Below are 21096 nucleotides of genomic sequence, written 5' to 3' on the forward strand. Positions count from 1 at the left end.
TCAGCATGGTGGCTTTGCTGCCGTAGTACGCCAGCAAGGCCACCATGCTGTCGTTCGGAGGCGGGGCGCGCGGGGCATTACCGTCGGGATCATGCGCGCACTGGTGCTTGCCGACTTCTGGAAGCTGACCGTCGATGACGTTCCAGAGCCCGCGCCGGGGCCCGGCGACGTGCTGATCGAGGTGGTCGCCACCGGGATCTGCGGGTCCGACGTCCACGGCTACACGGGCGAGAACGGGCGCCGCGTGCGCGGGCAGGTCATGGGGCACGAGACGGTGGGCCGGGTGCTCGCGGTCGGCCCGGAGGCCGGTGGCGGCCTCGCCGTCGGGGACGCGGTGACCGTCAACCCGGTGCTGTGGTGCGGCGAGTGCCGGCAGTGCGCGATGGGGCGCGAGCAGGCGTGCCCGCACAAGCAGGTCATCGGGGTGACGCCGGAGCTGCGGTCGGCGTTCGCGGAGCGGATGGCCGTGCCCGCCCGCAACGCCGTCCCGCTGCCCGCCGGGATGCCGATCGAGCACGGGGCGCTCGTCGAGCCCCTGGCGGTCGGCCACCACGCGCTGGTCCGCGGCGGGTGCGGCGCCGGCGAGGCCGTCCTCGTGATCGGCGGGGGACCGATCGGGCAGGCCTGCGTGCTCGCGGCGCGGCGCCAGGGCGCCGAACGCGTGGTCGTCTCCGAACCCGCCCCGCACCGGCGGGAGCTGAACGCCCGGCTCGGCGCGGCCGTCGTCGACCCGACCGCCACCGACGACGTCGCGGCCGCCGTGCACGCCGCGCTGGACGGCGAGCCGACGCTGGTCGTCGACGCCGTCGGCACCCCGCAGACGCTCGCCACAGCCTTCGCCTGCGCGCCGATCGGCACCACCGTCGTCCTGGTCGGGATGGGTGCGCCCACGCTCGACGTCGCCGCGTACGAGATCTCGACCAAGGAGCGGTCGGTGGTCGGGAGTTTCTGCTACAGCGCTGCCGAGTTCCGCGACACCGCGCGGTGGGCCGCCACCGAGCCGGACGCCCTGGACGCGCTCATCGAGGGCCGCACCGACCTCGACGGCGGGCCCGCGTCCTTCGAGGCGCTCGCGCGCGGCACCGCGCAGGCGAGCAAGATCCTCGTCTTCCCGCGGGGTAGGACTGACGCGTGAAGATCGTCGGATACGAGCTGTTCCCCGTCACCCCCCGCTGGCTGTTCCTGCGCCTCGACACCGACGCGGGCGTCAGCGGCTGGGGCGAGCCGATCGTGGAGGGCCGCGCGGCCACCACGGCCCGGGCCGTCGACGAGGCGATGGAGTACCTCGTCGGCCAGGACGCCACCCGCATCGAGGACCACTGGCAGGTGCTCTCGAAGGGCGGCTTCTACCGCGGCGGCCCTGTGATCAACTCCGCGGTGTCGGGCATCGACCAGGCGCTGTGGGACATCGCGGGCCGGGCCCTCGGCGTGCCGGTGCACCAGCTGCTCGGCGGCGCGGTGCGCGACCGGGCCCGCGTGTACGGCTGGGTGCACGGCAGCGAGCCCGCCGAGCTCGCCGACGCGGCGCGGGCGCAGGTCGAGAAGGGCCTCACGGCCGTGAAGATGACCCCGTCGGAGCTGCTCGCCCCGCTCGACACGCCGGCCGCGATGCAGCGCGTGATCGACCGCGTCGCCGCTGTGCGGGAAGCGGTCGGCCCGCAGGTCGACGTCGCCATCGACTGCCACGGCCGTTTCTCCACCGCGATGTCGCGCCGGCTCCTGCCCCTGCTGGAACCCCTGCGGCCGCTGTTCGTCGAGGAACCGGTGCTGCCCGAGCACACCCCCGACCTGGGCGCCGTCGTGCAGGCCACGACGATCCCGGTCGCCACCGGCGAGCGCCTCTACTCCCGGTGGGACTTCCGGCCCGCGTTCGAGGCGGGCATCGCGGTGGCCCAGCCGGACGTGAGCCACGCGGGCGGCATCTCCGAGACCCGCCGCATCGCGGCCATGGCCGAGACCCACGACGTCCTGCTCGCCCCGCACTGCCCGCTCGGCCCGATCGCGCTCGCCGCCTGCCTGCAGGTCGACTTCGCCGCGCCCAACTTCCTCATCCAGGAGCAGTCGCTCGGCATCGGGTACGGCGACTCGAGCGGCCTGCTCGGCTACCTCGTCGACGCGACCCCGTTCACGTTCGTCGAGGGAAGCATCGAACGTCCCTCGGGCCCCGGCCTGGGCATCGAGGTGGACGAGGCCGAGGTCCGCCGGGCAGCCGAACGTGGCCACGACTGGCGCACGCCCCTGTGGCGCCACGCGGACGGCTCCCTGGCGTCCTGGTAGCCGCACCCTGGAGCCTTACTGCTGTTTCCGCGCCCGTCGGGACAGCAGCGTGGCTCCAAGGTGCGTTCTAGTGCTGGAGGGCGGAGCGCTCCCAGCGGCCGTCGGCGTCCAGTTCCAGGAGCTCGTCGTGCACCCGGCGCAGCGAGCTGCGATGCCCGACGCTCACGATGGCGGTGTCGGGCAGCTCCTCGCGCAGCAGGTTGTAGAGGCTGAGCTCGAGGCCCTCGTCGAGGGCCGAGGTGGCCTCGTCCAGGAACACCACCTTGGGCCGCACCACCAGGATGCGGGCGAACCCGAGGCGCTGCTGCTCGCCCGGTGAGAGGCGGCGGGCCCAGTCGTCCACCTCGTCGAGATGGTCGGCCAGCTGGGGGAGCTGGACCTCGCGCAGCAGCTCGGCGGCCCGCGCGTCGTCCATCTCGTCGGCGGGGCCGGGATAGGCGAGCGCGTCGCGCAGGGTGCCCAGCGGCAGGTACGGCTGCTGGGGGAGGAAGAGCGACCCGTCGTCGGTCGGACGGCGCACCGAGCCGCTCGCGTAGGGCCACAGCTGCGCCAGGCTGCGCAGGAGCGTGGTCTTCCCGCCCCCCGACGGGCCGGTGACCAGCAGCGAGGTTCCGGCGGCCACGTCGAGGTCGAGGTCGTCGACGAGCACCCGCTCGTCGGGGCGGCGCACCGTCAGGTCACGAACCTGCAGGTCGTCGCCGTCCTCGACGGTCGCGACCGGCAGCGCGCGGGCGGCGCTGTCGGCGTCCATCAGCCCGGTGAGCCGGTCGAGGACGGCGCGGTAGCTCGCGAAGTCGTCGTAGGCGTTGCGGAAGAAGGACAGGGCGTCGTGGACCTGGCCGAAGGCAGTGGAGGTCTGGTTGAGGTCGCCGAGCGTGACCTGTCCCGCGAAGAAGCGGGGTGCCTGGATGACGTAGGGCAGCACCACTGAGACCTGGCTGACCGCGAGGTTGAAGCCGCTGAACTTGATGGTGCGGGACAGGATCGCCCACGCGTTGCCGATCACATCGCGGAAGCGGCCGCCCAGGACCCCGCTCTCGACCCGCTCTCCGCGCTGGAAGGCGACGTTCTCCGAGTTCTCCCGCAGCCGCACCAGGGCGTACCGGAAGGAGGCGTTGAACTGCTCCTGGAGGAAGTTCAGCAGGATCAGCGGGCGCCCGATCCGGAACGCGAACACCGACGCGACGATCACGAAGACGAACACGAGGAACGTCATCGCCCGCGGGACCTCGACGCCGAGGATGTCGAGGGGCCCGGAGAGCTCCCAGAGGATGAGCGTGAAGGACACGAGCGACACCAGCGAGTTGACCGCCCCGACCCCGAGCGTCACCGAGTCGGTCGGGAACGAGTGGATGTCCTCCTGGATCCGTTGGTCCGGGTTGTCCACCCTGGCCGGGGTGTAGCGACCCTTGTGGTAGGCGCGTCCGTCGAGCCAGTCGCCGACCATCCGGTCGGTGAGCCACACGCGCCAGCGGATGGTGAGTGCCGTCTGGACGTAGAGCTCGAACATCGTCCGGACGACGTGGATCGTGGCGAGGACGCAGAAGATGACGATGTACCGCCAGAAGGTCGGCTCATCCTGGTTCTGCAGCGCGGTGAGCATGCCGTTGCCCTGGTAGGACAACAGAACGTTGAGGCGTACGGACATGATCGCCAGTAGCAGGATCAGCAGCACCGTCAGCAGCGGCCGCCACCCGGCGTCCCCGCGCGGGGAGAAGTAGGGGAAGGCGAGGCGCCGGAACTGCCGGCCCCACCGCGTGGAGCGCGACAGCAGCACGGCGAGCACCGCACAACCGATGAGCGTCGCCAGGTAGACGCCGACGATCCACACGGTGCTGGAGAGCACCTCGGTCGACCATTCCAACTCAGTGCCCATTGGGCCTCCCCGCTCCACCGATCCTCCGGCGGGATCATCAGGCCGGCGAGCCTATCTGGACCCTTCCGCACACCAACCGAGGCGCTCGCACACGAACTGCAGTTGGTGTGCGAGCGCGCGTGTTGGTGTGTCAGCGCTCGTCATCGCCGCCGGGCGTGGCGCGTTACACACGTTCGGTAACGGCTTGATCACGATGAGCGGCACCTCGCGCGGGGTGACTGACCGCGTACGTGCAGTTGCACGTTCGCCTGTTACTCGGGGTTCAGCTCGTCGACGGGATCCGTTCGGCCGCCGCGGCAATGGTCTGACAGGGCGTGTCCGAGCGCGTCCGTCGGGTTAACTGCGATCACTCCTCGAGGTACTTCGATCACAGACCGTATGGAGGAACCCGTTGAACCGCCCGCTTCCCCTCCCAGCTCGTGACTGGGCACTGCTGCTCACCCGCATCCTCATCGGCGTCGTCATGTTCGCGCACGGTTACCAGAAGATGGTGATCAACGGCATCGGCCGCACCACCGAGGGCTTCGAGCACCTGAGCATCCCGCTGGCGATCGTGTCGGCGTCGTTCGCCACGGTGGTCGAGTTCGCCGGCAGTGTCATGCTGATCCTGGGCGCTCTCACCCCGGTCATGTGCGGGCTGCAGCTCGTGATCATGGCCGGCGCGGTCGTCTTCGTGCACGGTGCCAACGGCATCTTCGTCGCGAACGGCGGCTGGGAGCTCGTCGGCGTGATCGGCGCAGGCCTGCTCGCGCTCGGGGCGGTCGGTCCCGGCCGTTTCAGCATCGACCACCTCGTCCGCGGCCGGCAGGCGCAGCACCGCCGCGAGATCGAGCGGTTCCACGCCCCGCAGCCGATGATGGCGCAGCAGGCGGCGCACGTGGCGGTACACCGCCGCTGAGTCCGGCCACCGGCCGGCAGTCTCGTGGGGTCGCCTCTCCCCGGTAGGCGGCCCCACAGTGCTGTTCGGACCCGCAGTGCTGTTCGGACCCGCAGTGCTGTTCGGCCCCGCAGTGCTGTTCGGCCCCGCAGTGCTGTTCGGCCCCGCAGTGTTGTTCGGGGTACGCCGGTGCAACGATGATCCGGTGCTCCGCCATGTCACGGCCACGCGGTACGTCACGCCGCTGCGGGAGGGCGGATCCCTGCCGGGGCTGATGGAAGCCGATGACCTGGGCACCTACGTCGTCAAGTACACCGGCGCCGGGCAGGGCCGGAAGGTGCTCGTCGCGGAGATCGTCACCGGTGAGCTCGCCAGGGCGTTGGGCCTGCCGGTGCCCGAGCTGGTCACGGTCGAGCTCGACCCGGCGCTCGGCGTCGCCGAACCGGACCAGGAGGTGCAGGAGCTGCTGCGGGCGAGCCCGGGCCTCAACCTCGGGATCGACTTCCTGCCCGGCGCCCTCGACCTCGATCCGCAGGCGTTCCCGATCGACCCCGGCTTCGCCGGGCGGGTGCTGTGGTTCGACGCGCTCGTCGGCAACGTCGACCGGTCGTGGCGCAACACCAACATGCTGTTCTGGCACGGCAGCCCGTACCTGATCGACCACGGCGCCACCCTGACGTTCCAGCACGCCTGGTCGGGCGCGGCGGCCTGGGTGCAGCGGGCCTACGACGCCGCCGACCACGTCCTGCTCGGCTGCGCGCCCGACCTCGACGCCGCCGACGCCGCGCTCGCGCCGCGGCTCACCCCGGAGCTCCTGGGCGCCGCCACCGAGGCGGTGCCGGACGGGTGGCTCGCAGGCGAGCCCGGCTTCGCCGACGCGGGCGAGGTGCGCGCGGCCTTCGTCGCGCAGCTGCTGGCCCGCCGCGACGCGCGGGACGCGTGGTTGCCGGGCATCCGCGCGGCGATCGGCGAACGCGCCGCGGCCGAGGGCCCACCCGCGACCCGGGGCCCGGGGACGCCGTTCTGGGCGAGCCGATGAGCGAGCTGAGCTTGCGGAGCGAGCGAATCATCGGCGCAGTGCGTCCGCGAAGCGGTCGCCCGAGCGTCAGCGAGGGCGGGCGATGAACGAGCGGCAGCCGTTCGAGTACGCGCTGCTGCGCGTCGTCCCGCGGATCGAGCGCGGTGAGGCGCTCAACGCCGGGGTCGTGCTCTACAGCCGCCCGTTGGACTACCTCGGCGCCCGCGTCCACCTCGACGTGGAACGCCTGCACGCGCTGGATCCCACGGCCGACGCCGTCGTGATCAGGGCCGCGCTCGAGGCCGTGCAGGACCACTGTGCGCACGAGCGCGTCGAGGCCCGGCACGCCGCCCCCGCGGGCCGGGAGGACCGGGGCCGCCGCTTCCGCAGGTTGACCGCGCCGCGCAGCACCATCGTCCAGGCGGGTCCCGTGCACACGGGCCTGACCACGGACCCGGACGCGGAACTGGAGCGCCTCCTCACCGCATTGGTCCTCCCGCTGAGGTAGGTATGGGGCATGACCGACGCCGTTCCGCCCGGGTCCCTGACCGACTGGCTGCGCCGCGAGGTGCCGCAGGTGGCGGTGGGGAACCGGCCGGTGGCGGTCGAGCGGATCTCCGGGGGCCACTCCAACCTCACCTACGCGATCACCGACGCCGCTGGCAGGCGCTTCGCGCTGCGCCGCCCGCCCACCGGCATGGTGCTCGCCACCGCACACGACATGGGCCGGGAGTGGCGCTTCATCAGCGCGCTCGCGCCCACCGCGGTGCCGGTGCCCCCGCCCGTGGCGTTCTGCGCCGATCCGGACGTCATCGGCGCGCACTTCTACCTCACCGAGTTCGTCGACGGCGACGTGCTGGGCGACGAGGAGTCGGGCCACCGGCTCGCGCCGGCGGCCCGCGCGACCGCCGGCCTGGACGTCGCCGACGTGCTGGCCGACCTGCACGCCGTCGACCCGGACGCCGTTGGCCTCGCCGACCTGCGCCGCCGCGGCCGCTACCTGGAACGCCAGCTGCGCCGCTGGCACCGGCAGGTGCACGAGTCGGCGGTGCCGGACCTGTCCGCCGTCGACGCCGCGCACGCCCGGCTGGTGGAGCGGGCCGCCGAGCTCACACCCGCGGAGCCGTGCATCGCGCACGGCGACTTCCGGCCGGGCAACCTCGCCGTGGGGCCCGACGGGAAGGTGCGCGCGGTGTTCGACTGGGAGCTCGCCGCGATCGGCGACCCGCTCGCCGACCTCGGCTGGCTGCTCGCGTCGTGGGGTCGCCCGGGCGACGATGTCCCGCCGACCATCCCCGGCCCGAGCCTCGTGGAGGGCTATCCCGAGCGCGCCGACCTGGTCGCGCGCTACGCGGAGCGCTCCGGCCGCGACCTCGCGGCACTCCGGGCCGAGCTCGACGTCTACATCGCCTTCGCCCGCTGGCGGTCGGCCTGCATCGGCGCGGGTGTCTACTCGCGCTACGTCGGCGGCGTCATGGGCGGCCAGGCCGAGGCCGACGGCGGCGCCGCCCGCCTCGCGTCCCTCCAGGCCCAGGCCGAGGCCGCCCTCGCCGCGCTCGGCGGCTGACCGCGGCAGGGCGAGTCTCCCGTTTCGTCGGGGCGAGTCTCCCGTTCGCGCAGGTGAATTGCGCGGCGGCTCAGGCGTCGACCGTGGCGGGGGAGAGGTGCACCGGCATCGCCGCGTAGCCGCGCAGCACGCGCGTGGGACGGCGGCGGGGCGGGCCGGCGAGGGCGAGGTCGGGGAACCGGTCGAAGAGCGCCCGCAGGCCGACCTCCCCCTCCATCCGGGCGAGCGCGGCACCGAGGCAGAAGTGCGGGCCGCTGGAGAAGGCGAGGTGCTCGCCCGCGTTCTCCCGCGTGACGTCGAAGCGGTCGGGGTCGGCGAAGACCGCCGGGTCGCGGTTGGCGCCGCCGAGCATGAGCACGACGACCTGGTCGGCGCGGAACCGCTCGCCGCCCACCTCGGTGTCCCGCTGCGCGATCCGGCCGGTGCGCTGGACCGGGGAGTCGACGCGCAGCACCTCGTCGACGGCGCGCGGCCAGTGCTGCGGCTCGACCCGGAGCAGGGCGAGCTGGTCGGGGTGGGCGGTGAGCAGGCCCACACCGTTGCCGATGAGGTTCACCGTGGTCTCGAACCCGGCGGCGAGCAGGAGCATCGCAATGTTGATCAGCTCGTCCTCGCTGAGCCGTCCCTCGTCGTCACGCGCGTGCACGAGCGTCGAGAGGATGTTGTCGCCCGGGTTGCGGCGCAGGTGGGTGAAGTGCCCCTCCATCCACGTCTGCAGGGCGGCGAGGTCCCGTTCGGATCGGCGGAACTGCGCGTAGGTGAGGCCGGCGTCCAGCGAGAGCGCCGCCCCCTCTCCCCACTGCAGGAACTGGCGGCGCATCTCGACCGGAGCCCCGAGCATCTCGGCGATGACGGTGGCGGGCAGCAGGCTCGCGTAGTCCTCGATCAGGTCGGCGGCCCGGCCCCCGGCCGCCATCCGGTCCAGGAGCTCCGTCGCGATCTCCTCGGTGCGAGACCGCAGCGCCGCCACGGCCTTCGCGCTGAACGCCCTGGTGACGAGCTTGCGGTAGCGCGTGTGGTCCGGCGGATCGGTCGCGAGCATGGACGGCGGTTCCACCGGTCCGTGCGGGCCACGCCCCCCGGCGGCCACCGCGTAGCGCAGCGCGGCCGGCGCGCGCCCGCTCGGGCCGCCGACCACGCCGAAGTCGGGGCTGCGCAGGATCGCGGTGACGAGGTCGTGGTGGGCGGTGTTGAGCACGATCCCGTTGTCGAGGACGCGGCCCGCCGCGCGGATCGCCGCGTAGTGCGGGAACGGGTCGGCGACGAAGTCGGCGTCGAGCATGAGGCGGGCGGTGACGTCGCCCTCCCGCCTGCGCTTGCCCAGCGCCCGGCGGATGAACCCGTGCCGCACGCCCCACCGGATCGCCTGCCGCGCCTGGGCAACCGCGTTCATCGCACCCTCCCCGATCGTCACCGAACCCGAAGTTACCGCCGGTAAGTCGATCCTGGCCACCCGATGGGGGCGTCGGGTACGACTATGGGGTGACCGACCCGCGGCTCGTGGCCGTCAGCGACCTGCACGTGCGCTACCCGGACAACCGCGCCGTCGTCGACTCCCTGCGCCCCGCCAGCGATGACGACTGGCTGATCGTGGCGGGCGACGTCGCCGAGCGGGTCGATGACGTCACGTGGGCGCTGGGCCTGCTGCGGGAGCGGTTCTCCCGCGTGCTGTGGGTGCCGGGCAACCACGAGCTGTGGACGCGCGGCAAGGACCCCGTGCAGCTCCGCGGGGTGCAGCGCTACCTCGCGCTCGTGCAGGCATGCCGCGAGCTGGACGTGCTCACCCCCGAGGACCCGTTCCCGACGTGGGACGGCCCGGGTGGCCCGGTCACCGTGGCGCCGCTCTTCGCCTTCTACGACTACTCGTTCCTCCCCGCCGGCACGACCAGCGCCGACGACGGCCTGGCCGCCGCGTACGCCGCGGGCGTGGTGTGCACCGACGAGCACCTGCTGTTCCCCGACCCGTACCCGGACCGGGCGGCGTGGTGCGCCGCCAGGATCGAGGAGTCGGAACGCAGGCTCGACGCCTGCAACCCGGACCTGCCGACCGTCCTCGTGAACCACTGGCCGCTCACCCGGCGTCCCACCGACGTGCTGCGGCACCCCGAGTTCGCGCTCTGGTGCGGCACCACCCGCACGGCCGACTGGCACGTGCGCTACCGCGCCGCGGCCGTCGTCTACGGGCACCTGCACATCCCGCGCGTGACCTGGGAGGACGGCGTGCGCTTCGTCGAGGCCTCGCTCGGTTACCCACGCGAGTGGCAGCCCCGTGACGCCCGCAACGGCACGGTGGTCACGGAGCTGCTGCCGCGGCAGGTTCTGCCGGTCCCCTGATCAGGGACGGGCGCGTCCGCCGTAGCGACGGCGGAACTTCTCGACCTGGCCCGCCGAGTCGAGCACGCGCTGCGCGCCCGTCCAGAACGGGTGCGAGTACGCGGTGATGTCCACCCGGATCAGGGGGTAGGTGTTGCCGTCCTCCCAGGAGATCGTCTCCGCCGACGTCGCCGTGGAGCGCGTGAGGAACGCCTGGCCGGTGGAACGGTCCTGGTAGATGACGGGACCGTAGGCGGGGTGGATGTCGCGGCGCATGGCTGCCTCCTGCATGGGCTCGGCTTTCCCGGACCCCACCATAAACGACAATGGTTGTCGTTATGTTCCGCCTCGGCGGGCGGCGTAGGCGCGGAGGGCGCGCAGGAGGTCGATGCGCCGGAACCCGGGCCAGTAGCTGTCGCAGAAGTGCAGCTCGGAGCGGGTGGACTGCCAGATGAGGAACCCGGAGAGCCGCCGCTCGCCGCTCGTGCGGATGATCAGGTCCGGGTCGGCCCGGCCCGCGGTGTAGAGGTGCGCGGCGATGTCGGCGTCGGTCAGCCGCCCGGCGAGCTCCCGTGCCGTCGCCCCCGCACGTGCCTCCTCCTCGAGCAGCGAGCGCACGGCGTCGACGATCTCCTCGCGGCCGCCGTAGGCGATCGCGATCGTGACGTCGGCGTCGGTGGCCCGCTCTGCCGTGACCTCGGCGGCGTGCTTCAGCGCGTGCGCCGTGGAGTCGGGGAGCAGGTCGAGCCGCCCGGCGAGGTGCACGCGCCACGGGCTGGACGGGCGGGTGAGCTGCGCGGCCACGACCTCCTCGACGAGCCCCATGAGGTGGGCCACCTCGTCCGAGTGCCGCTTCGCGAGGTTGTCGGTGGAGGCGACGAACACGGTGACCTGCCGGATCCCGAGCCCCCGGCACCAGCCCAGCAGGGTCGCGACGTGCTCCGAGCCATAACGGTGGCCGACGCGCGGGTCGGGGAAGCCCAGCTGCCGGGCCCAGCGGCGGTTGCCGTCCATCACGATGCCCACGTGCCCGGGACGAGGACGGCCGCGCAGGAGCCGCTCGACCCTGCGTTCGTCCAGCCGCCGGATCGCGTCGATCACGCCCATCCGGCGACCGTACCGCTGGTGCGGATCAGGCCAGGTCGTGCAGGAACCCGAGCAGGACGCCGGTGAGCTCGGCGGGCTGGTCCTCGGGCACGAGGTGGCCGGCGTCGGGGATGACGTGCAGCGGCGCACCGGGAATGAGAGCGGCCAGCGCCCGCCCCCGCTCGACCGGCACCCACGTGTCGTCCTCGCCCCAGCACACGGTGACCGGGATGTCGATCGTGGTGTACCGGTCCTGCATCGCGTCGGTGTAGCTGCGGTCACCGCGCCGGGCCGCCAGCTGGCGGTAGAAGGCGGCCAGCCCGCCGTGGCCGGTCCACGGCGCGACGAGGGCCTCGAGCGTGGCCGGGTGCAGGCCGACGCTGCTGGCCGAGGCGACGTACTCGCGCAGCAACGCCTCGTGCGCCGCGGGCGGGAGCCGCGCGAACACGTCCGCGTGCTCCCCGACCAGCGCGGAGAAGTCGCTTCCCCACGGGGGGAGCGAGACCGCGTCGACGAGGGCCAGCTTCCGGTACCGCGCCCCGTTCACCAGGTGGGCGCCGAGCGCGATGGCCCCGCCGGAGTCGTGGGCGATCACGACCGGATCCGTCAGCCCCCACTCGCCGAGCAGTTCGACGAAGACGCCGGCCTCGGCCGCCAGCGAGACGTCCTGGCCCTCGAACATCTCCGACGCCCCGTATCCCGGCATGTCCCAGACGTACACGCGGTGCCGGCGTGCCAGGGCCCGGGCCACGCCGCGCCAGACGTAGGACGAGAACGGCGTGCCGTGCAGGAGGACGACCGGCGGCGCCCCCGGATCACCCAGCCGGTTCCACCGCACCTGCCCGATGGCGCTCCGGTGGGTGTGGGGGAGGTCCCAGCGACGCATGACGTTGTCCTCAGGGTCGGTCGCCATCGAGCCACTCCTCCAGCTCCCGCACGTACTGCGGTGCCCACTTCGGGGTCCAGCGCAGGAAGTAGACGCTCATGGACAGCGCGTGGACGGCGTGACCGAGCCGAACGCGGGACTCCCATCCGGCCGGGAGCGCGCACACCTCGTCGTAGGCAGCGAGGAACGCCGCCCTCCCGTCGGGGAACCCGTCGAAGACGTGCTCGTCGAGCTTGCCGAAGTCGAGGAAGCGGTCGGCGAGGAGGCCGTGTTCGAAGTCGAGCACGCACGCGATCCGCCCCTTGCGGAGCACGAGGTTCTGGCGCCACAGGTCGCCGTGGGTCAGCGAGGGCGTGCGCTCCGCGGGAACGGCGTCGACGGCGCGGTGGAGTGCGGCCGACAGGCCCTCGCGGCCGGCCGACGTGAGGTCCTCCGGCGCCTCGGCCAGCCGGGAGTCGACCACGGCGTGCAGGAAGCTCGCACCGTCCGGGTACTTCTGCGTGCCGAGCACGTCGCCGAACCACGCGCCGGAGCAGGAGTGGATCCGGCCGACGACCCGGCCGAGGTCCTCGGCGAACCCCGTGCGTTCCGCCGGGCCCATCGACTCCCACGCCTCGTCGGCGGGCGTGCCCTCCTGGAACTCCTGCACGAGCACCGGGCGCCGCAGCGCTGTGCTCCTCGGCGTGAAGGCGCGGAACCGCACCACGGGGACGCCCCCGTCGGCGGCCCGGCGGGTGGTGGCGATCAGCCGCCGGATGTGCTCCGGGTCGGTGTCCCGTACCGGCGTCTTGACCAGCAGCGGGCCCTCGTCGGTGTCGGCGACCCACTGCCTGCTGGTGTAACCGGCCTCGAGCGGCCGCAGCCCCGCAACGCGGGTGCCGGGGCACGCCTCGGCCAGGGCGTCCCGGACGGAGTCGGAGGCGATGGGTGCTTCGTCCACGTCGGCCGTCACACCCGCGGATGCTATCGGCGCGCCACGACGAGAAACGGCCTGGCCGGACGCTCCTCGCGGAGCCTCTGACCAGGCCGTTCACCATGGTGGGCGATACTGGGATTGAACCAGTGACCTCTTCCGTGTCAAGGAAGCGCTCTCCCACTGAGCTAATCGCCCGAGGCGGAGGCGGGAATCGAACCCGCGTACAGGGCTTTGCAGGCCCTTGCCTAAGCCACTCGGCCACTCCGCCCGAGTCTGGATCCTGGTCCTCGGAAAGTTCCGTGGATTTCGATCCGTGGAGGTCCGAACGGGACCGAGGTTCCTCCGAGCGGACGACGGGACTCGAACCCGCGACCCTCACCTTGGCAAGGTGATGCGCTACCAACTGCGCTACGTCCGCGTGTGCAGCGTTTCCGCTGCGGTGATGAGAGAACCTTAGCGCAGGCCCTGAGGGGGGTTCAAACCGCCCCCCTCGAACCGCGCGAACGGCCTCTGACCTGCGGCTCAGTCTCGAGCCGGGTCGTTGAGGAGATCGGAGAGGGCCACGTCGAAGTCGAGCCAGGAGTACTCGGTGTCCGCCGGCACGGCGAGGTAGGTGCGGTGCAGGAAGTCACCGAGGGTCTGCGCGCACGTCGTGAAGACCGCGTGGCCGGACGGCGACGACAGCTCGAGCTGCACCTTCCCCGGGCTGAGCGGCACCGGCTGGACGCGCACGTCGCCCGTGCCCGCCGGGGCGATCAGCCCGTCGTGCAGGAGGTCGCGAGCGAACACCCACTCGACGGCCGTGGTGGAGCCGGTCCGGAACGACGCCTGCACGGCGTAGGGGTCCCGGCTGCTGTAGGTCAGTTCGACGTTGACGGGCACCGCCGGGGCGTCCGGAGCGATCAGTTCGAACACCGCCGGTGAGCAGATGACCGTGTGCTCGTCGCGCATCGTGCGTCCTCTTTCTGGGTCCCGCGTGGTTCGTCATGCGGGAAAACGACCGTCCCTGGAAGGCGTGACGGGTCGAAGTCCGAAGTCCCCTCCACGCGGGCCAACGGTCACCCTGACGGCGCAGTCCCCCACGACGAGCGGTTCCGCGGGCGCGACGTACGGCGACCGGCCGGCCCGGATCTCAGTAGGATCCAGGGAGAGTCGAGCGAGGCGGTGGAGAACTGAGCGGTACCGAAGAGCGGTCGCGGCACGGCTTCCGCGCCCGGATCGAGGAGAGGCCCACCCTGCGGCGGACCTACCGGGTCGGCGTCGCGCTGCTGGGCGGGCTCGTCCTCGTGGCCGGTGTGATCATGATCCCGTACCCGGGCCCCGGCTGGCTCGTCGTGTTCGCCGGCCTCGCCATCCTCGCCAGCGAGTTCGCCTGGGCCCGCCGCGTGCTCCACTTCGCCCGCAGCAAGTACGACGCCTGGACCGACTGGCTCGGCCGCCAGCCCCTGCTCGTGCGCCTGGGCGTGCTCGCCCTCACCGGCCTCGTCGTGCTGGAGACCCTGTACCTGCTCAACGCCTTCTACCTGGGCGCGGAGCTGGTGGGGCTGGGACACTGGACCTGGTTGCAGAGCCCCTTCTTCGCGTGAGGTAGGGTCTCCGGCAACGGCACGGGCGATTAGCTCAGGGGGAGAGCGCTTCGTTCACACCGAAGAGGTCACTGGTTCGATCCCAGTATCGCCCACCGCAGGTCAGAGGCCCTGTCCGAGACGATCGGACGGGGCCTTTGCCGTTCGTACAGCTGGGAAGTACAGCTACTGCGGCCCATCGAGGCTCGCACCCAAGCGCTTGAGCGCGTCGCGGGTCGCTGCCGACGAGGCGAGTGTGTAGATCTCCATCGTGAGCGCGAAGTCGGCGTGGCGCAGGATCTGCATCGCCACTCGCGGGTGCACGTCGAGGTCGGCGAGGAGGGTGCCGCAGCTGCGCCGGCCGTCGTGCACAGTGATCTTGCGAACATCGGCTTTGGCGCATCGGGCGTCCCACGACCGGTTGAAGTTGCGGGGTTCGATGGGCGTGCCGTACCGGGTGGTGAACACGAGCTTGTCGCCCTGCCAGGCCGGGCCGGCCATGTCCCGGTCGTGCTGTTGCTGGGTGCGGCGCAGGTTCAGCGCGGTCGTGCAGATCCGTGGGAGCGGTAGGTCGCTCTCGGACTCTTCAGTCTCGGTCTCGCGGTGCAGCAGGCGACGTCCGACGCGTTGGAGCTGCATCCTGATGCTGAGGGTGCCTGCGTCGAGGTCGAGGTCGTCCCAGCACATGCCGAGCACTTCGCCCTTGCGCAGGCCGAGGACCAGGACCAGGACGTAGGCGGCGTAAAGCCGATCCTCGTCAGCACGGGCGGATTCGAGGAAGGCGCGGGCTTCGTCGGTGGTCCAAGCCTTGCGCCGGCGGGCACGCTTGCGGTTCTTGGGCAAGGTGACGCTCATGGCGACGTTCTTGCCGATCAGCTCTTCCTTCACAGCGTGGGAGAGGGCGGCACGCAGAGCTGCGCGGACGTCTCCGACGGATCGGCGGGACAGCGTGTCCTCACAGCACTTCCCGATGGCGCAGCAGCGGCGCTTCTTCACGGGTCGCCGAGCGTCCTTGCCCTGGGCACAGCACTGGCAGGTGGCGGCAAGCTTGTTGATCCATTGCTGGACGTCGCGGACCTGCAGCCGAGTGAGGTTCTTGGCCCCGAGTGCGGGGATGATGTGGACGCGAACGAAGGTCTCGTAGGTCTGGTAGGTCAACGGGGCCCGGTTGGGTCTGATGATCTCCTCGAGCCAGTAGGTGACGTACTCGCCCACGGTCGGCGTGCGGGTGGCGACGGTGCCGTCCCGGGCCTTGTTCTGCAGGTTGATCCACTTGTCGTGGACCGCGTCGCGGGTCTTGCCGTAGACCTGCTGCCATCGCGACCAGGTGCAGGAGCGCGACGAGGGTTCCGGCACCGAGGACGTCGCGGTCGGCGATCAGACGAGGGACCTCAGCAAGAGGTATCCAACGCAGCTCGCCGACTTCTTCGGCATCGGACGGCTCCCCAACTTTCTCGAAGGCCCGCCACAGGTAGATGTCCATCGGGGCATCCACCATCCCCGGCAGCGGCTGGAGGTGCGCGAGGTGCTCCGGTTCTCCGACCGGGGCCCAGCCGCTTTCCTCCACTGCTTCGCGCGTAGCTGCTTCCGCGGGCTGCTCGTTCTCTTCGACGAGTCCACCGAGCAGTTCGTAGCCCCATTCGTCGGTTGCAAAGCGGTGCCGATGCACCATCAGTACCTGGTCGTGGTCGTCGACCAGCGCGGCAATCGCTACCGGCTTCATATGGACGACGTGGTGCTCGAACCGACTTCCGTCGGGAGTCTCGATATCGACGAGCGTCAACCGAACCCACTCATTGTCGTAGACGGTTCGCTCACCGAATCGTTTAGTTCGGTGCGCATCCGGCTGTGCGGGGTCGGTCACGAGCGACGAGTCTAGCAGCGCGCGACGGAACGTAGCCGGTCAAGAAGCGGGCATTAGACGCGCAGCGCGGTGGTCAACGGGTGAGCGAGCAGGCGGTGAGAACTTTCTATACGTCTTCAAGCCGTCCCCTGCCGGGGACGGGCCGGACTACGCCGGACGGCATGCGCGGCCGCTACCTTGCCGCTCCGCTCACGGGCGGCCGCGCGCCTAATGGGCCGCCGGCCATGCGCCGGCATAGGGGAAGATGGGAGACGTCGAGTAGTGGTCGTCCCCGCTGGCCGCAGATCGTCTTACATGATCGCGAGGTGTCAACCCCGCTGCGCGCCCCGATCCCGCCGGTGGCCACGCTGGCAGAGATGCGCCGGTTCAGTCCGTGGCCGGGTAGCGGGATCGGGGGGTTCCGGGTTGACACCTCGTGATCATGCAAAGAACCGGCCAGGATCTCGGGGATGGCCGACGTACGGAATGTCGAGCTTCGCTAGTCGGGTTCCATTTTGCTTTCGATTTCGTCGCAGAGTTCCACAGGCACTGGTCGGCTAGCGCTCTCATTCCACAAGTACTCCCTTCGGCGCGACAAGACTTGCCCATCGTTGCCAATCTCATTGCCGTCATACTCAATGGAGATAGCGGAAACTGTCGTATTGTTGCGAAGAAACGATGCCAGCATGTTCTTGACGTCGTCCAGCTCGTCGCCAATCAGATGCCTGAGCGAGTTGGTAACATCAACATGGATGGGTCTACGTCATCTGGCGCTGCTGGCAAGACGGCCAGACGTACGACCCCGCCAAACACGCCGGACTCCAACGCCTGACCGAACCCGACGAACCCCAAGCCGCGGGAAGGACAAACAGCCCAGCAAGCGCTCGTCGACGATCCGGCCGGCCCGAGCTGGGACCTGACTTTTGCCACTTTTCGTGATCTTGGTGGTTGCTAGGCCACTAACCTTTGAGTTTGGCACACGGTCTGCCCGGATTGGTGCACTAACTGAGGCTCACAGGGTCGGGGATCCGTGGTGGCGTACGTGCGCACGGTCAAGACCGAGTCGGGGCGACAGCGGTGCAGATCGTGTACTCCAAGCGGCGCGATGCGCGCAGTGCAGAACATGTCGGGTCCGCACACGACGAGCAGGAGTGGAGGCACTCAAGGTACAGCGCAGCGGTGCCTCGTTCATTTCGGCCCCAGCCGAAATGTTTCGCCGCTAGCGTGGACGTCATGACGAAATCGACCAGGCGGCCGATAGAAGCCGAAGAGTTCCTGACCGCGCTGCAGGACCTGCCACCACACGCGCTGACCGCCTGCCCGGAATGGACCGTGCATGACACCGGCGCCCACCTCGCAGGCATCTACGAGGAAGTGGCCCGCCATGTCCAGGCCTACGCCGCGGGCGCACCGCTGACCTCGACGCGCAGCTTCGAAGAACGTGAGGCACCGTTCAGAGAACTCAGCGCATCCGAACTGCTTCGCACCGTAGACCGCGAAGAACAGCGCATGCGCCAAGAGGTCCACGCTGTCATAGACGCAGAACCGGACGCCACACTATGGTGGACTGGCCGATGGATGCGCGTCGACGCATTCCTTTCTCATCTGCGCAACGAATGTGCAATCCACCGATGGGACATGTGCGGCGACGACGAAACCAACATGAAATTGCTACAACAGTTCGACCTTTTCAAACATGCCGTGACCAACATCGGCCCCAAGCCACTGTGCGCACGCGGCATCAACAAATACGGAGCCGAACTGTCAGGCCTGTCGGCCCGGATACGCACCGACGGCCTACCCGACCTACACATCACAATCGACGGCACCGTACCCACGATGGAACTCGTCGACCCAACCGGCGAACCCGCCATCAGCGGCGACCAAGAAGCACGCCTCTTACTCCTCTGGGGACGCTCACCCACACCAGCAACCCGACTCCAAGCCACCGGCCCCCACGACACCGTGCTCCGCCTACGACGCCTACTCTCCGGCTACTAAACAAGGTATACCGGACCAGGCCGCTGGCCACTCTGTAGCCGGCGGGCAGCGGTCGAGGTGTGCTGCGGGTTGTCCATGCCGTGCACCCGGCCCCATGGTTGGGTCACGGTCGCGGCGGCGTCCCGGGATGCCGCCCATTCGGGCAGCAGGTCATCGATCAGGTTGTCGTTGGTTATCGGTGTCTCCCGGGTTCGAGTCGAGTGGGGTTCGATGGTGGCCAGGTGATGCTGAGGTGCTCGCGCAGGCCTGCCGTGCCCTTCTCGGTGACCCGAAGCGCACGGTGGGTCGGCGCGGGGGTGATCCAGCCGGCTGAGTCGAAGGCGTGGAGTACGGCCGCGCCGAGCGGCCCGGCGATGTGGTAACGCTGCTCGGTCCAGTCAATGCAGCAACGCACCGCACCCAGCTTGGGTGGCAACACCACCCCCAGCGCGGCTAGGGCATCGTGGCCGGCCTCGGTGACGCGGTAGTCGACCTCGTCGCGGACACGGACGCTGAGCCGATCACCGGACACGTTGGCCAAGTCGGGTGCGCTATCGGGTCCCTCGAGCAGGCCGTGTTCGCGCAGCGCGTCGGTGACCGCGACGCCGAGCCGCCCACTGATGTGGTCGTAGCAGCGCCGAGCCAGGCGCAGGGCGTGCGCCCGGGTACCCTCCCGCAGCGAGCGCACCGGCTGGGCGGGGGCAAGGCGTCCGATCACTTCAACGAGTCGGGCCACGTCCGGGCCGGCGAGCCGGTAGTAGCGATAGCGGCCGGTCGCTAGCACCTCGAGCAGGCCCCGCTCGGTGAGCTTGCGGAGGTGACCACTGGCCGTGGAGGGCCGTACCCCCGCCTCCGCCGCGAGCATGCTGGCCGGTAACGCCCGGCCATCGACCAACGCGAGCAGAATCCGGCACCGACCACGGTCCGCCAGCAGTTGCCCCACCGCGGCCATATCGACATCACCACCACCAGGCACGCCCACGACCCTAGTGCGAGGACACTTCGCCGAAGGCCGAAGTGACAGCGCACTCCCAGCCGACCTCCGCGAGGCACTCGAACTCTCCGCCGACCGGCGAGTGCACCAAGTTGGCAAGAGTCGGGTCAACGATCTGGCCGGCCCGAGCTGAGACAGCTCGGCCAGCGGTGGCCTCGTGGGCGCCGACGCATATCCGGTGACAGGAGATCGTCCTTGGTGAAGGCCTCTGAGCAGGTCGAAGGAACCCACGCGAACATGTGACCCGTATGTCGGACCTACGACCACGCGGCCCGCGTGCGTGGGTGTTAGACGTATCTCATTCAAGCGTCTGTGAGATCGCTCGTCGTGCAGGAGATCAACAAGCTGCCAGCGGACGACGCATGGTTTACCCGGCTGCGTGATGCCTACCTCGAGCCATGGGGCGCGGTCTGGCCGACGTGTTCACCCTGGCGATGCGCGTCGGCGCATTCACGCACGCCATCGCCCGCCACCTCGATCGCGGCAACTGGCTCGACACTCGCCCGAATCCCGTCCTCCACCACGGAGCGATCCACGCTCTCACTATCTCGCCTTCTCCGCGCCTGGCTAGCGATTATGCCGGCGGCGATGCGCCTCTGGCAGCGGCTCAATCGTTGCCCTGATCGCGCCAAGAACGACGCGTAGCCGTACTCGACGCCGGTACACCGACCTGGATCAACAGCCAGCGGTCCGCGCCCGGATCCGGGTAGCCAAGCGCCATGGCGCCGAGTTCGCCGCCATCGCGCCCGTCGGCGCCCCGGACGCCAACACGCTCGGCGCGCCGCAGCCGGACGCGACTCGCAGGCGCCGCAGTCGATGCATGCCTCGGGGGACGGCGACGGTCTACCGCCCACGTCACCGCGACCGCCGCCGCGTGCCAAGGCGCCGGCGGAGGGGGCCACCATCACGGTGGCGGTCGAGATGCCCTGGGTCGCGACGATCCAGAGCAGCCACGTCCCGTCGGCGGTGGTGAGGCCGGTCTCGGCCGGCGTGAAGATCACCAGGGTGGGGATGGCGTAGCCGAGCACGAGCCAGCCGAGCGCGGCGACCGCGAGCAGCGCGAGGCCCACCGCCTCGACGTGCTGCTCGTAGAGGCGCTCGCCGAGCACCGCCGACCCGGCGACCACCGCGAAGAAGGCGAAGGACTGGCTCGGGGTGCTCAGCTCGGCCCGGAACAGGGCCGGGCTGCTCCGCAGGCGCAGCAGCGAGAGCACCGCCGGCACCAGGTAGGCGAGGACCGCGATCAGCATCGTGGCCACGGAGATCGACGCCTGGTCCTGCCGGGCGGCGGCCGTGGAGACGATGCCGGTGGCCATGACGAGGGCGAACCACCCGGGGCCGAGGCTGCGCAGCGCGGTCGTGTCGTTCACCTGGCCGAGGATCGTACCGGCGATCTGGGCGGTCGTGATCAGCCCTCCGCGCCGGGGCTGACGGGCCCGATGTACGTGCCCGGGTGGGTCGCGCCGTCCTGGCGCAGCACCGCGCCGCCCGGCCAGTCGAGGCGGGCCGAGCGGGTCTCGTCCGGCGGGGCCACGAGCATCGCGGTCGGTGTCCACCCCGGGCCGTCCTGCGGCGGCAGCCAGGTGATCGTGGTGTGCGCGGCCTGCCCCGGGGCGAGGGAGAACGGCTACGGGGTTTCGGAGGTGCGGGGCAGCGAGTAGGTGGGGCCCATCGGGTCGTCGGGGCCCTCGAGGTCGACGCCGCCGAAACCGTCCATCACGCAGCTGGAGCCGGAGCTGTTCGTCCACACGACGACGGTGTGGCGCTGACCGGCCTCGCCGGTGGTGCGGCCCAGCGTCGCGGTCACCTGGTCGAGCGTGCAGCGCCCGGCCCGGGCCGGCTCGGACGCGGGCGGCGGCGCGGGCCGGGTCGCGCGGGTCGGGGCGGCCGCGGAGGAC

Annotated in this window: 21 protein-coding genes, 4 tRNA genes and 1 pseudogene; 10 read left to right on the forward strand and 16 right to left on the reverse strand. The window is 70.9% G+C overall.

All coding sequences use genetic code 11. The annotated features are described in order from the left end of the window. Positions 1-91 precede the first annotated feature (91 nt). Together ABEA81_RS13410 and dgoD are read left to right on the forward strand one after the other, a co-directional pair. Positions 92-1135 (forward strand): zinc-dependent alcohol dehydrogenase, encoded by a 1044-nt coding sequence (locus ABEA81_RS13410; RefSeq protein ID WP_345605332.1) that lies wholly within the window; start codon positions 92-94, stop codon positions 1133-1135. Beyond that, positions 1132-2277, forward strand: a complete 1146-nt coding sequence (gene dgoD / locus ABEA81_RS13415; RefSeq protein ID WP_345605333.1) for a galactonate dehydratase — start codon at positions 1132-1134, stop codon at positions 2275-2277. Before ABEA81_RS13410 ends, dgoD begins: the two co-directional genes overlap by 4 nt. A gap of 67 nt (positions 2278-2344) precedes the next feature. Here dgoD and ABEA81_RS13420 read toward each other — a convergent pair whose 3' ends face one another. Then, entirely contained in the window at positions 2345-4153 is a 1809-nt protein-coding gene (locus ABEA81_RS13420; RefSeq protein WP_345605334.1) for an ABC transporter ATP-binding protein/permease, read from the reverse strand. A gap of 391 nt (positions 4154-4544) precedes the next feature. Here ABEA81_RS13420 and ABEA81_RS13425 point away from each other — a divergent pair, with 391 nt between their 5' ends. The 4 genes from ABEA81_RS13425 to ABEA81_RS13440 all read left to right on the forward strand — a co-directional run bounded on the left by ABEA81_RS13425 (position 4545) and on the right by ABEA81_RS13440 (position 7615). Next, the gene (locus ABEA81_RS13425; protein ID WP_345605335.1) at positions 4545-5051 is read left to right on the forward strand and encodes a DoxX family protein; all 507 of its coding nucleotides are present in this window, start codon (positions 4545-4547) and stop codon (positions 5049-5051) included. Between the two features lie 184 nt (positions 5052-5235). Then, entirely contained in the window at positions 5236-6069 is an 834-nt protein-coding gene (locus tag ABEA81_RS13430) for a HipA family kinase (RefSeq protein ID WP_345605336.1), read from the forward strand. An 82-nt stretch (positions 6070-6151) separates the two neighbouring features. Beyond that, positions 6152-6556: a DUF3037 domain-containing protein gene (locus ABEA81_RS13435; RefSeq protein ID WP_345605337.1), complete on the forward strand. Its 405-nt coding sequence runs from the start codon at positions 6152-6154 to the stop codon at positions 6554-6556. A 9-nt stretch (positions 6557-6565) separates the two neighbouring features. After that, the gene (locus ABEA81_RS13440) at positions 6566-7615 is read left to right on the forward strand and encodes a phosphotransferase family protein (RefSeq protein WP_345605338.1); all 1050 of its coding nucleotides are present in this window, start codon (positions 6566-6568) and stop codon (positions 7613-7615) included. Between the two features lie 70 nt (positions 7616-7685). Here ABEA81_RS13440 and ABEA81_RS13445 read toward each other — a convergent pair whose 3' ends face one another. Then, positions 7686-9008, reverse strand: a complete 1323-nt coding sequence (locus tag ABEA81_RS13445) for a cytochrome P450 (protein WP_345605339.1) — start codon at positions 9006-9008, stop codon at positions 7686-7688. 89 nt (positions 9009-9097) lie between these two features. On the opposite strand from ABEA81_RS13445, the gene ABEA81_RS13450 reads away from it, so the two are divergent. Next, complete coding sequence (locus ABEA81_RS13450) at positions 9098-9949, forward strand: metallophosphoesterase family protein (RefSeq protein ID WP_345605340.1); 852 nt, start codon at positions 9098-9100, stop codon at positions 9947-9949. On the opposite strand, the gene ABEA81_RS13455 is transcribed toward ABEA81_RS13450, so the two are convergent. The 8 genes from ABEA81_RS13455 to ABEA81_RS13490 all read right to left on the reverse strand — a co-directional run bounded on the left by ABEA81_RS13455 (position 9950) and on the right by ABEA81_RS13490 (position 13767). Further along, on the reverse strand, positions 9950-10204 hold the full coding sequence (locus ABEA81_RS13455) for a type B 50S ribosomal protein L31 (RefSeq protein WP_345605341.1): 255 nt from the start codon (positions 10202-10204) through the stop codon (positions 9950-9952). Between the two features lie 60 nt (positions 10205-10264). Next, the gene (gene uppS / locus ABEA81_RS13460) at positions 10265-11035 is read right to left on the reverse strand and encodes a polyprenyl diphosphate synthase (RefSeq protein WP_345605342.1); all 771 of its coding nucleotides are present in this window, start codon (positions 11033-11035) and stop codon (positions 10265-10267) included. A 25-nt stretch (positions 11036-11060) separates the two neighbouring features. After that, positions 11061-11900 (reverse strand): alpha/beta fold hydrolase, encoded by an 840-nt coding sequence (locus tag ABEA81_RS13465; RefSeq protein WP_425570547.1) that lies wholly within the window; start codon positions 11898-11900, stop codon positions 11061-11063. A 10-nt stretch (positions 11901-11910) separates the two neighbouring features. Continuing rightward, positions 11911-12852: a phosphotransferase family protein gene (locus tag ABEA81_RS13470; protein ID WP_345605344.1), complete on the reverse strand. Its 942-nt coding sequence runs from the start codon at positions 12850-12852 to the stop codon at positions 11911-11913. Between the two features lie 84 nt (positions 12853-12936). Beyond that, a tRNA-Val gene (locus ABEA81_RS13475) sits at positions 12937-13011 on the reverse strand. 1 nt (position 13012) lies between these two features. Further along, positions 13013-13084, reverse strand: a tRNA-Cys gene (locus ABEA81_RS13480). Positions 13085-13161: 77 nt separating this feature from the next. Beyond that, a tRNA-Gly gene (locus ABEA81_RS13485) sits at positions 13162-13234 on the reverse strand. A 104-nt stretch (positions 13235-13338) separates the two neighbouring features. After that, on the reverse strand, positions 13339-13767 hold the full coding sequence (locus tag ABEA81_RS13490) for an SsgA family sporulation/cell division regulator (RefSeq protein WP_345605345.1): 429 nt from the start codon (positions 13765-13767) through the stop codon (positions 13339-13341). A gap of 284 nt (positions 13768-14051) precedes the next feature. Between ABEA81_RS13490 and ABEA81_RS13495 the strand changes: the two genes are divergently transcribed. Both ABEA81_RS13495 and ABEA81_RS13500 read left to right on the forward strand, forming a co-directional pair. Further along, complete coding sequence (locus tag ABEA81_RS13495; RefSeq protein WP_345605369.1) at positions 14052-14402, forward strand: TIGR02611 family protein; 351 nt, start codon at positions 14052-14054, stop codon at positions 14400-14402. Positions 14403-14425: 23 nt separating this feature from the next. Further along, a tRNA-Val gene (locus tag ABEA81_RS13500) sits at positions 14426-14497 on the forward strand. A gap of 70 nt (positions 14498-14567) precedes the next feature. Here the strand turns inward: ABEA81_RS13500 and ABEA81_RS13505 are convergent. Both ABEA81_RS13505 and ABEA81_RS13510 read right to left on the reverse strand, forming a co-directional pair. Continuing rightward, positions 14568-15737: a site-specific integrase gene (locus ABEA81_RS13505; protein WP_345605346.1), complete on the reverse strand. Its 1170-nt coding sequence runs from the start codon at positions 15735-15737 to the stop codon at positions 14568-14570. Between the two features lie 85 nt (positions 15738-15822). Continuing rightward, positions 15823-16104, reverse strand: a pseudogene (locus ABEA81_RS13510) (NUDIX hydrolase); the annotation flags it as partial. 1353 nt (positions 16105-17457) lie between these two features. Here ABEA81_RS13510 and ABEA81_RS13515 point away from each other — a divergent pair. After that, complete coding sequence (locus ABEA81_RS13515) at positions 17458-18225, forward strand: maleylpyruvate isomerase N-terminal domain-containing protein (protein ID WP_345605347.1); 768 nt, start codon at positions 17458-17460, stop codon at positions 18223-18225. Between the two features lie 172 nt (positions 18226-18397). Here the strand turns inward: ABEA81_RS13515 and ABEA81_RS13520 are convergent, their stop codons facing one another. The 4 genes from ABEA81_RS13520 to ABEA81_RS13535 form a co-directional block, all read right to left on the reverse strand. Further along, positions 18398-19180: an ArsR/SmtB family transcription factor gene (locus ABEA81_RS13520; protein WP_345605348.1), complete on the reverse strand. Its 783-nt coding sequence runs from the start codon at positions 19178-19180 to the stop codon at positions 18398-18400. A 404-nt stretch (positions 19181-19584) separates the two neighbouring features. Then, positions 19585-20568, reverse strand: coding sequence for an SLAC1 family transporter (locus tag ABEA81_RS13525; RefSeq protein ID WP_345605349.1), 984 nt, complete (start codon positions 20566-20568; stop codon positions 19585-19587). Between the two features lie 38 nt (positions 20569-20606). After that, positions 20607-20738: a hypothetical protein gene (locus ABEA81_RS13530; RefSeq protein WP_345605350.1), complete on the reverse strand. Its 132-nt coding sequence runs from the start codon at positions 20736-20738 to the stop codon at positions 20607-20609. Positions 20739-20825: 87 nt separating this feature from the next. Next, the coding region (locus tag ABEA81_RS13535) for a DUF4232 domain-containing protein (protein ID WP_345605351.1) at positions 20826-21096 on the reverse strand (271 nt) is incomplete at its 5' end.

Source organism: Pseudonocardia adelaidensis, assembly GCF_039543345.1.
GTDB classification, from domain to species: Bacteria; Actinomycetota; Actinomycetes; order Mycobacteriales; family Pseudonocardiaceae; genus Pseudonocardia; species Pseudonocardia adelaidensis.

Coding starts and splice junctions, on each gene's coding strand:
- ABEA81_RS13410 (WP_345605332.1), top strand. CDS start 92: ATGCGCGCACTGGTGCTTGCCGACTTCTGGAAGCTGACCGTCGATGAC.
- ABEA81_RS13420 (WP_345605334.1), bottom strand. CDS start 4,153: ATGGGCACTGAGTTGGAATGGTCGACCGAGGTGCTCTCCAGCACCGTG.
- ABEA81_RS13435 (WP_345605337.1), top strand. CDS start 6,152: ATGAACGAGCGGCAGCCGTTCGAGTACGCGCTGCTGCGCGTCGTCCCG.
- ABEA81_RS13440 (WP_345605338.1), top strand. CDS start 6,566: ATGACCGACGCCGTTCCGCCCGGGTCCCTGACCGACTGGCTGCGCCGC.
- ABEA81_RS13445 (WP_345605339.1), bottom strand. CDS start 9,008: ATGAACGCGGTTGCCCAGGCGCGGCAGGCGATCCGGTGGGGCGTGCGG.
- ABEA81_RS13455 (WP_345605341.1), bottom strand. CDS start 10,204: ATGCGCCGCGACATCCACCCCGCCTACGGTCCCGTCATCTACCAGGAC.
- uppS (WP_345605342.1), bottom strand. CDS start 11,035: ATGGGCGTGATCGACGCGATCCGGCGGCTGGACGAACGCAGGGTCGAG.
- ABEA81_RS13465 (WP_425570547.1), bottom strand. CDS start 11,900: ATGCGTCGCTGGGACCTCCCCCACACCCACCGGAGCGCCATCGGGCAG.
- ABEA81_RS13490 (WP_345605345.1), bottom strand. CDS start 13,767: ATGCGCGACGAGCACACGGTCATCTGCTCACCGGCGGTGTTCGAACTG.
- ABEA81_RS13515 (WP_345605347.1), top strand. CDS start 17,458: ATGACGAAATCGACCAGGCGGCCGATAGAAGCCGAAGAGTTCCTGACC.
- ABEA81_RS13530 (WP_345605350.1), bottom strand. CDS start 20,738: ATGCTCGTGGCCCCGCCGGACGAGACCCGCTCGGCCCGCCTCGACTGG.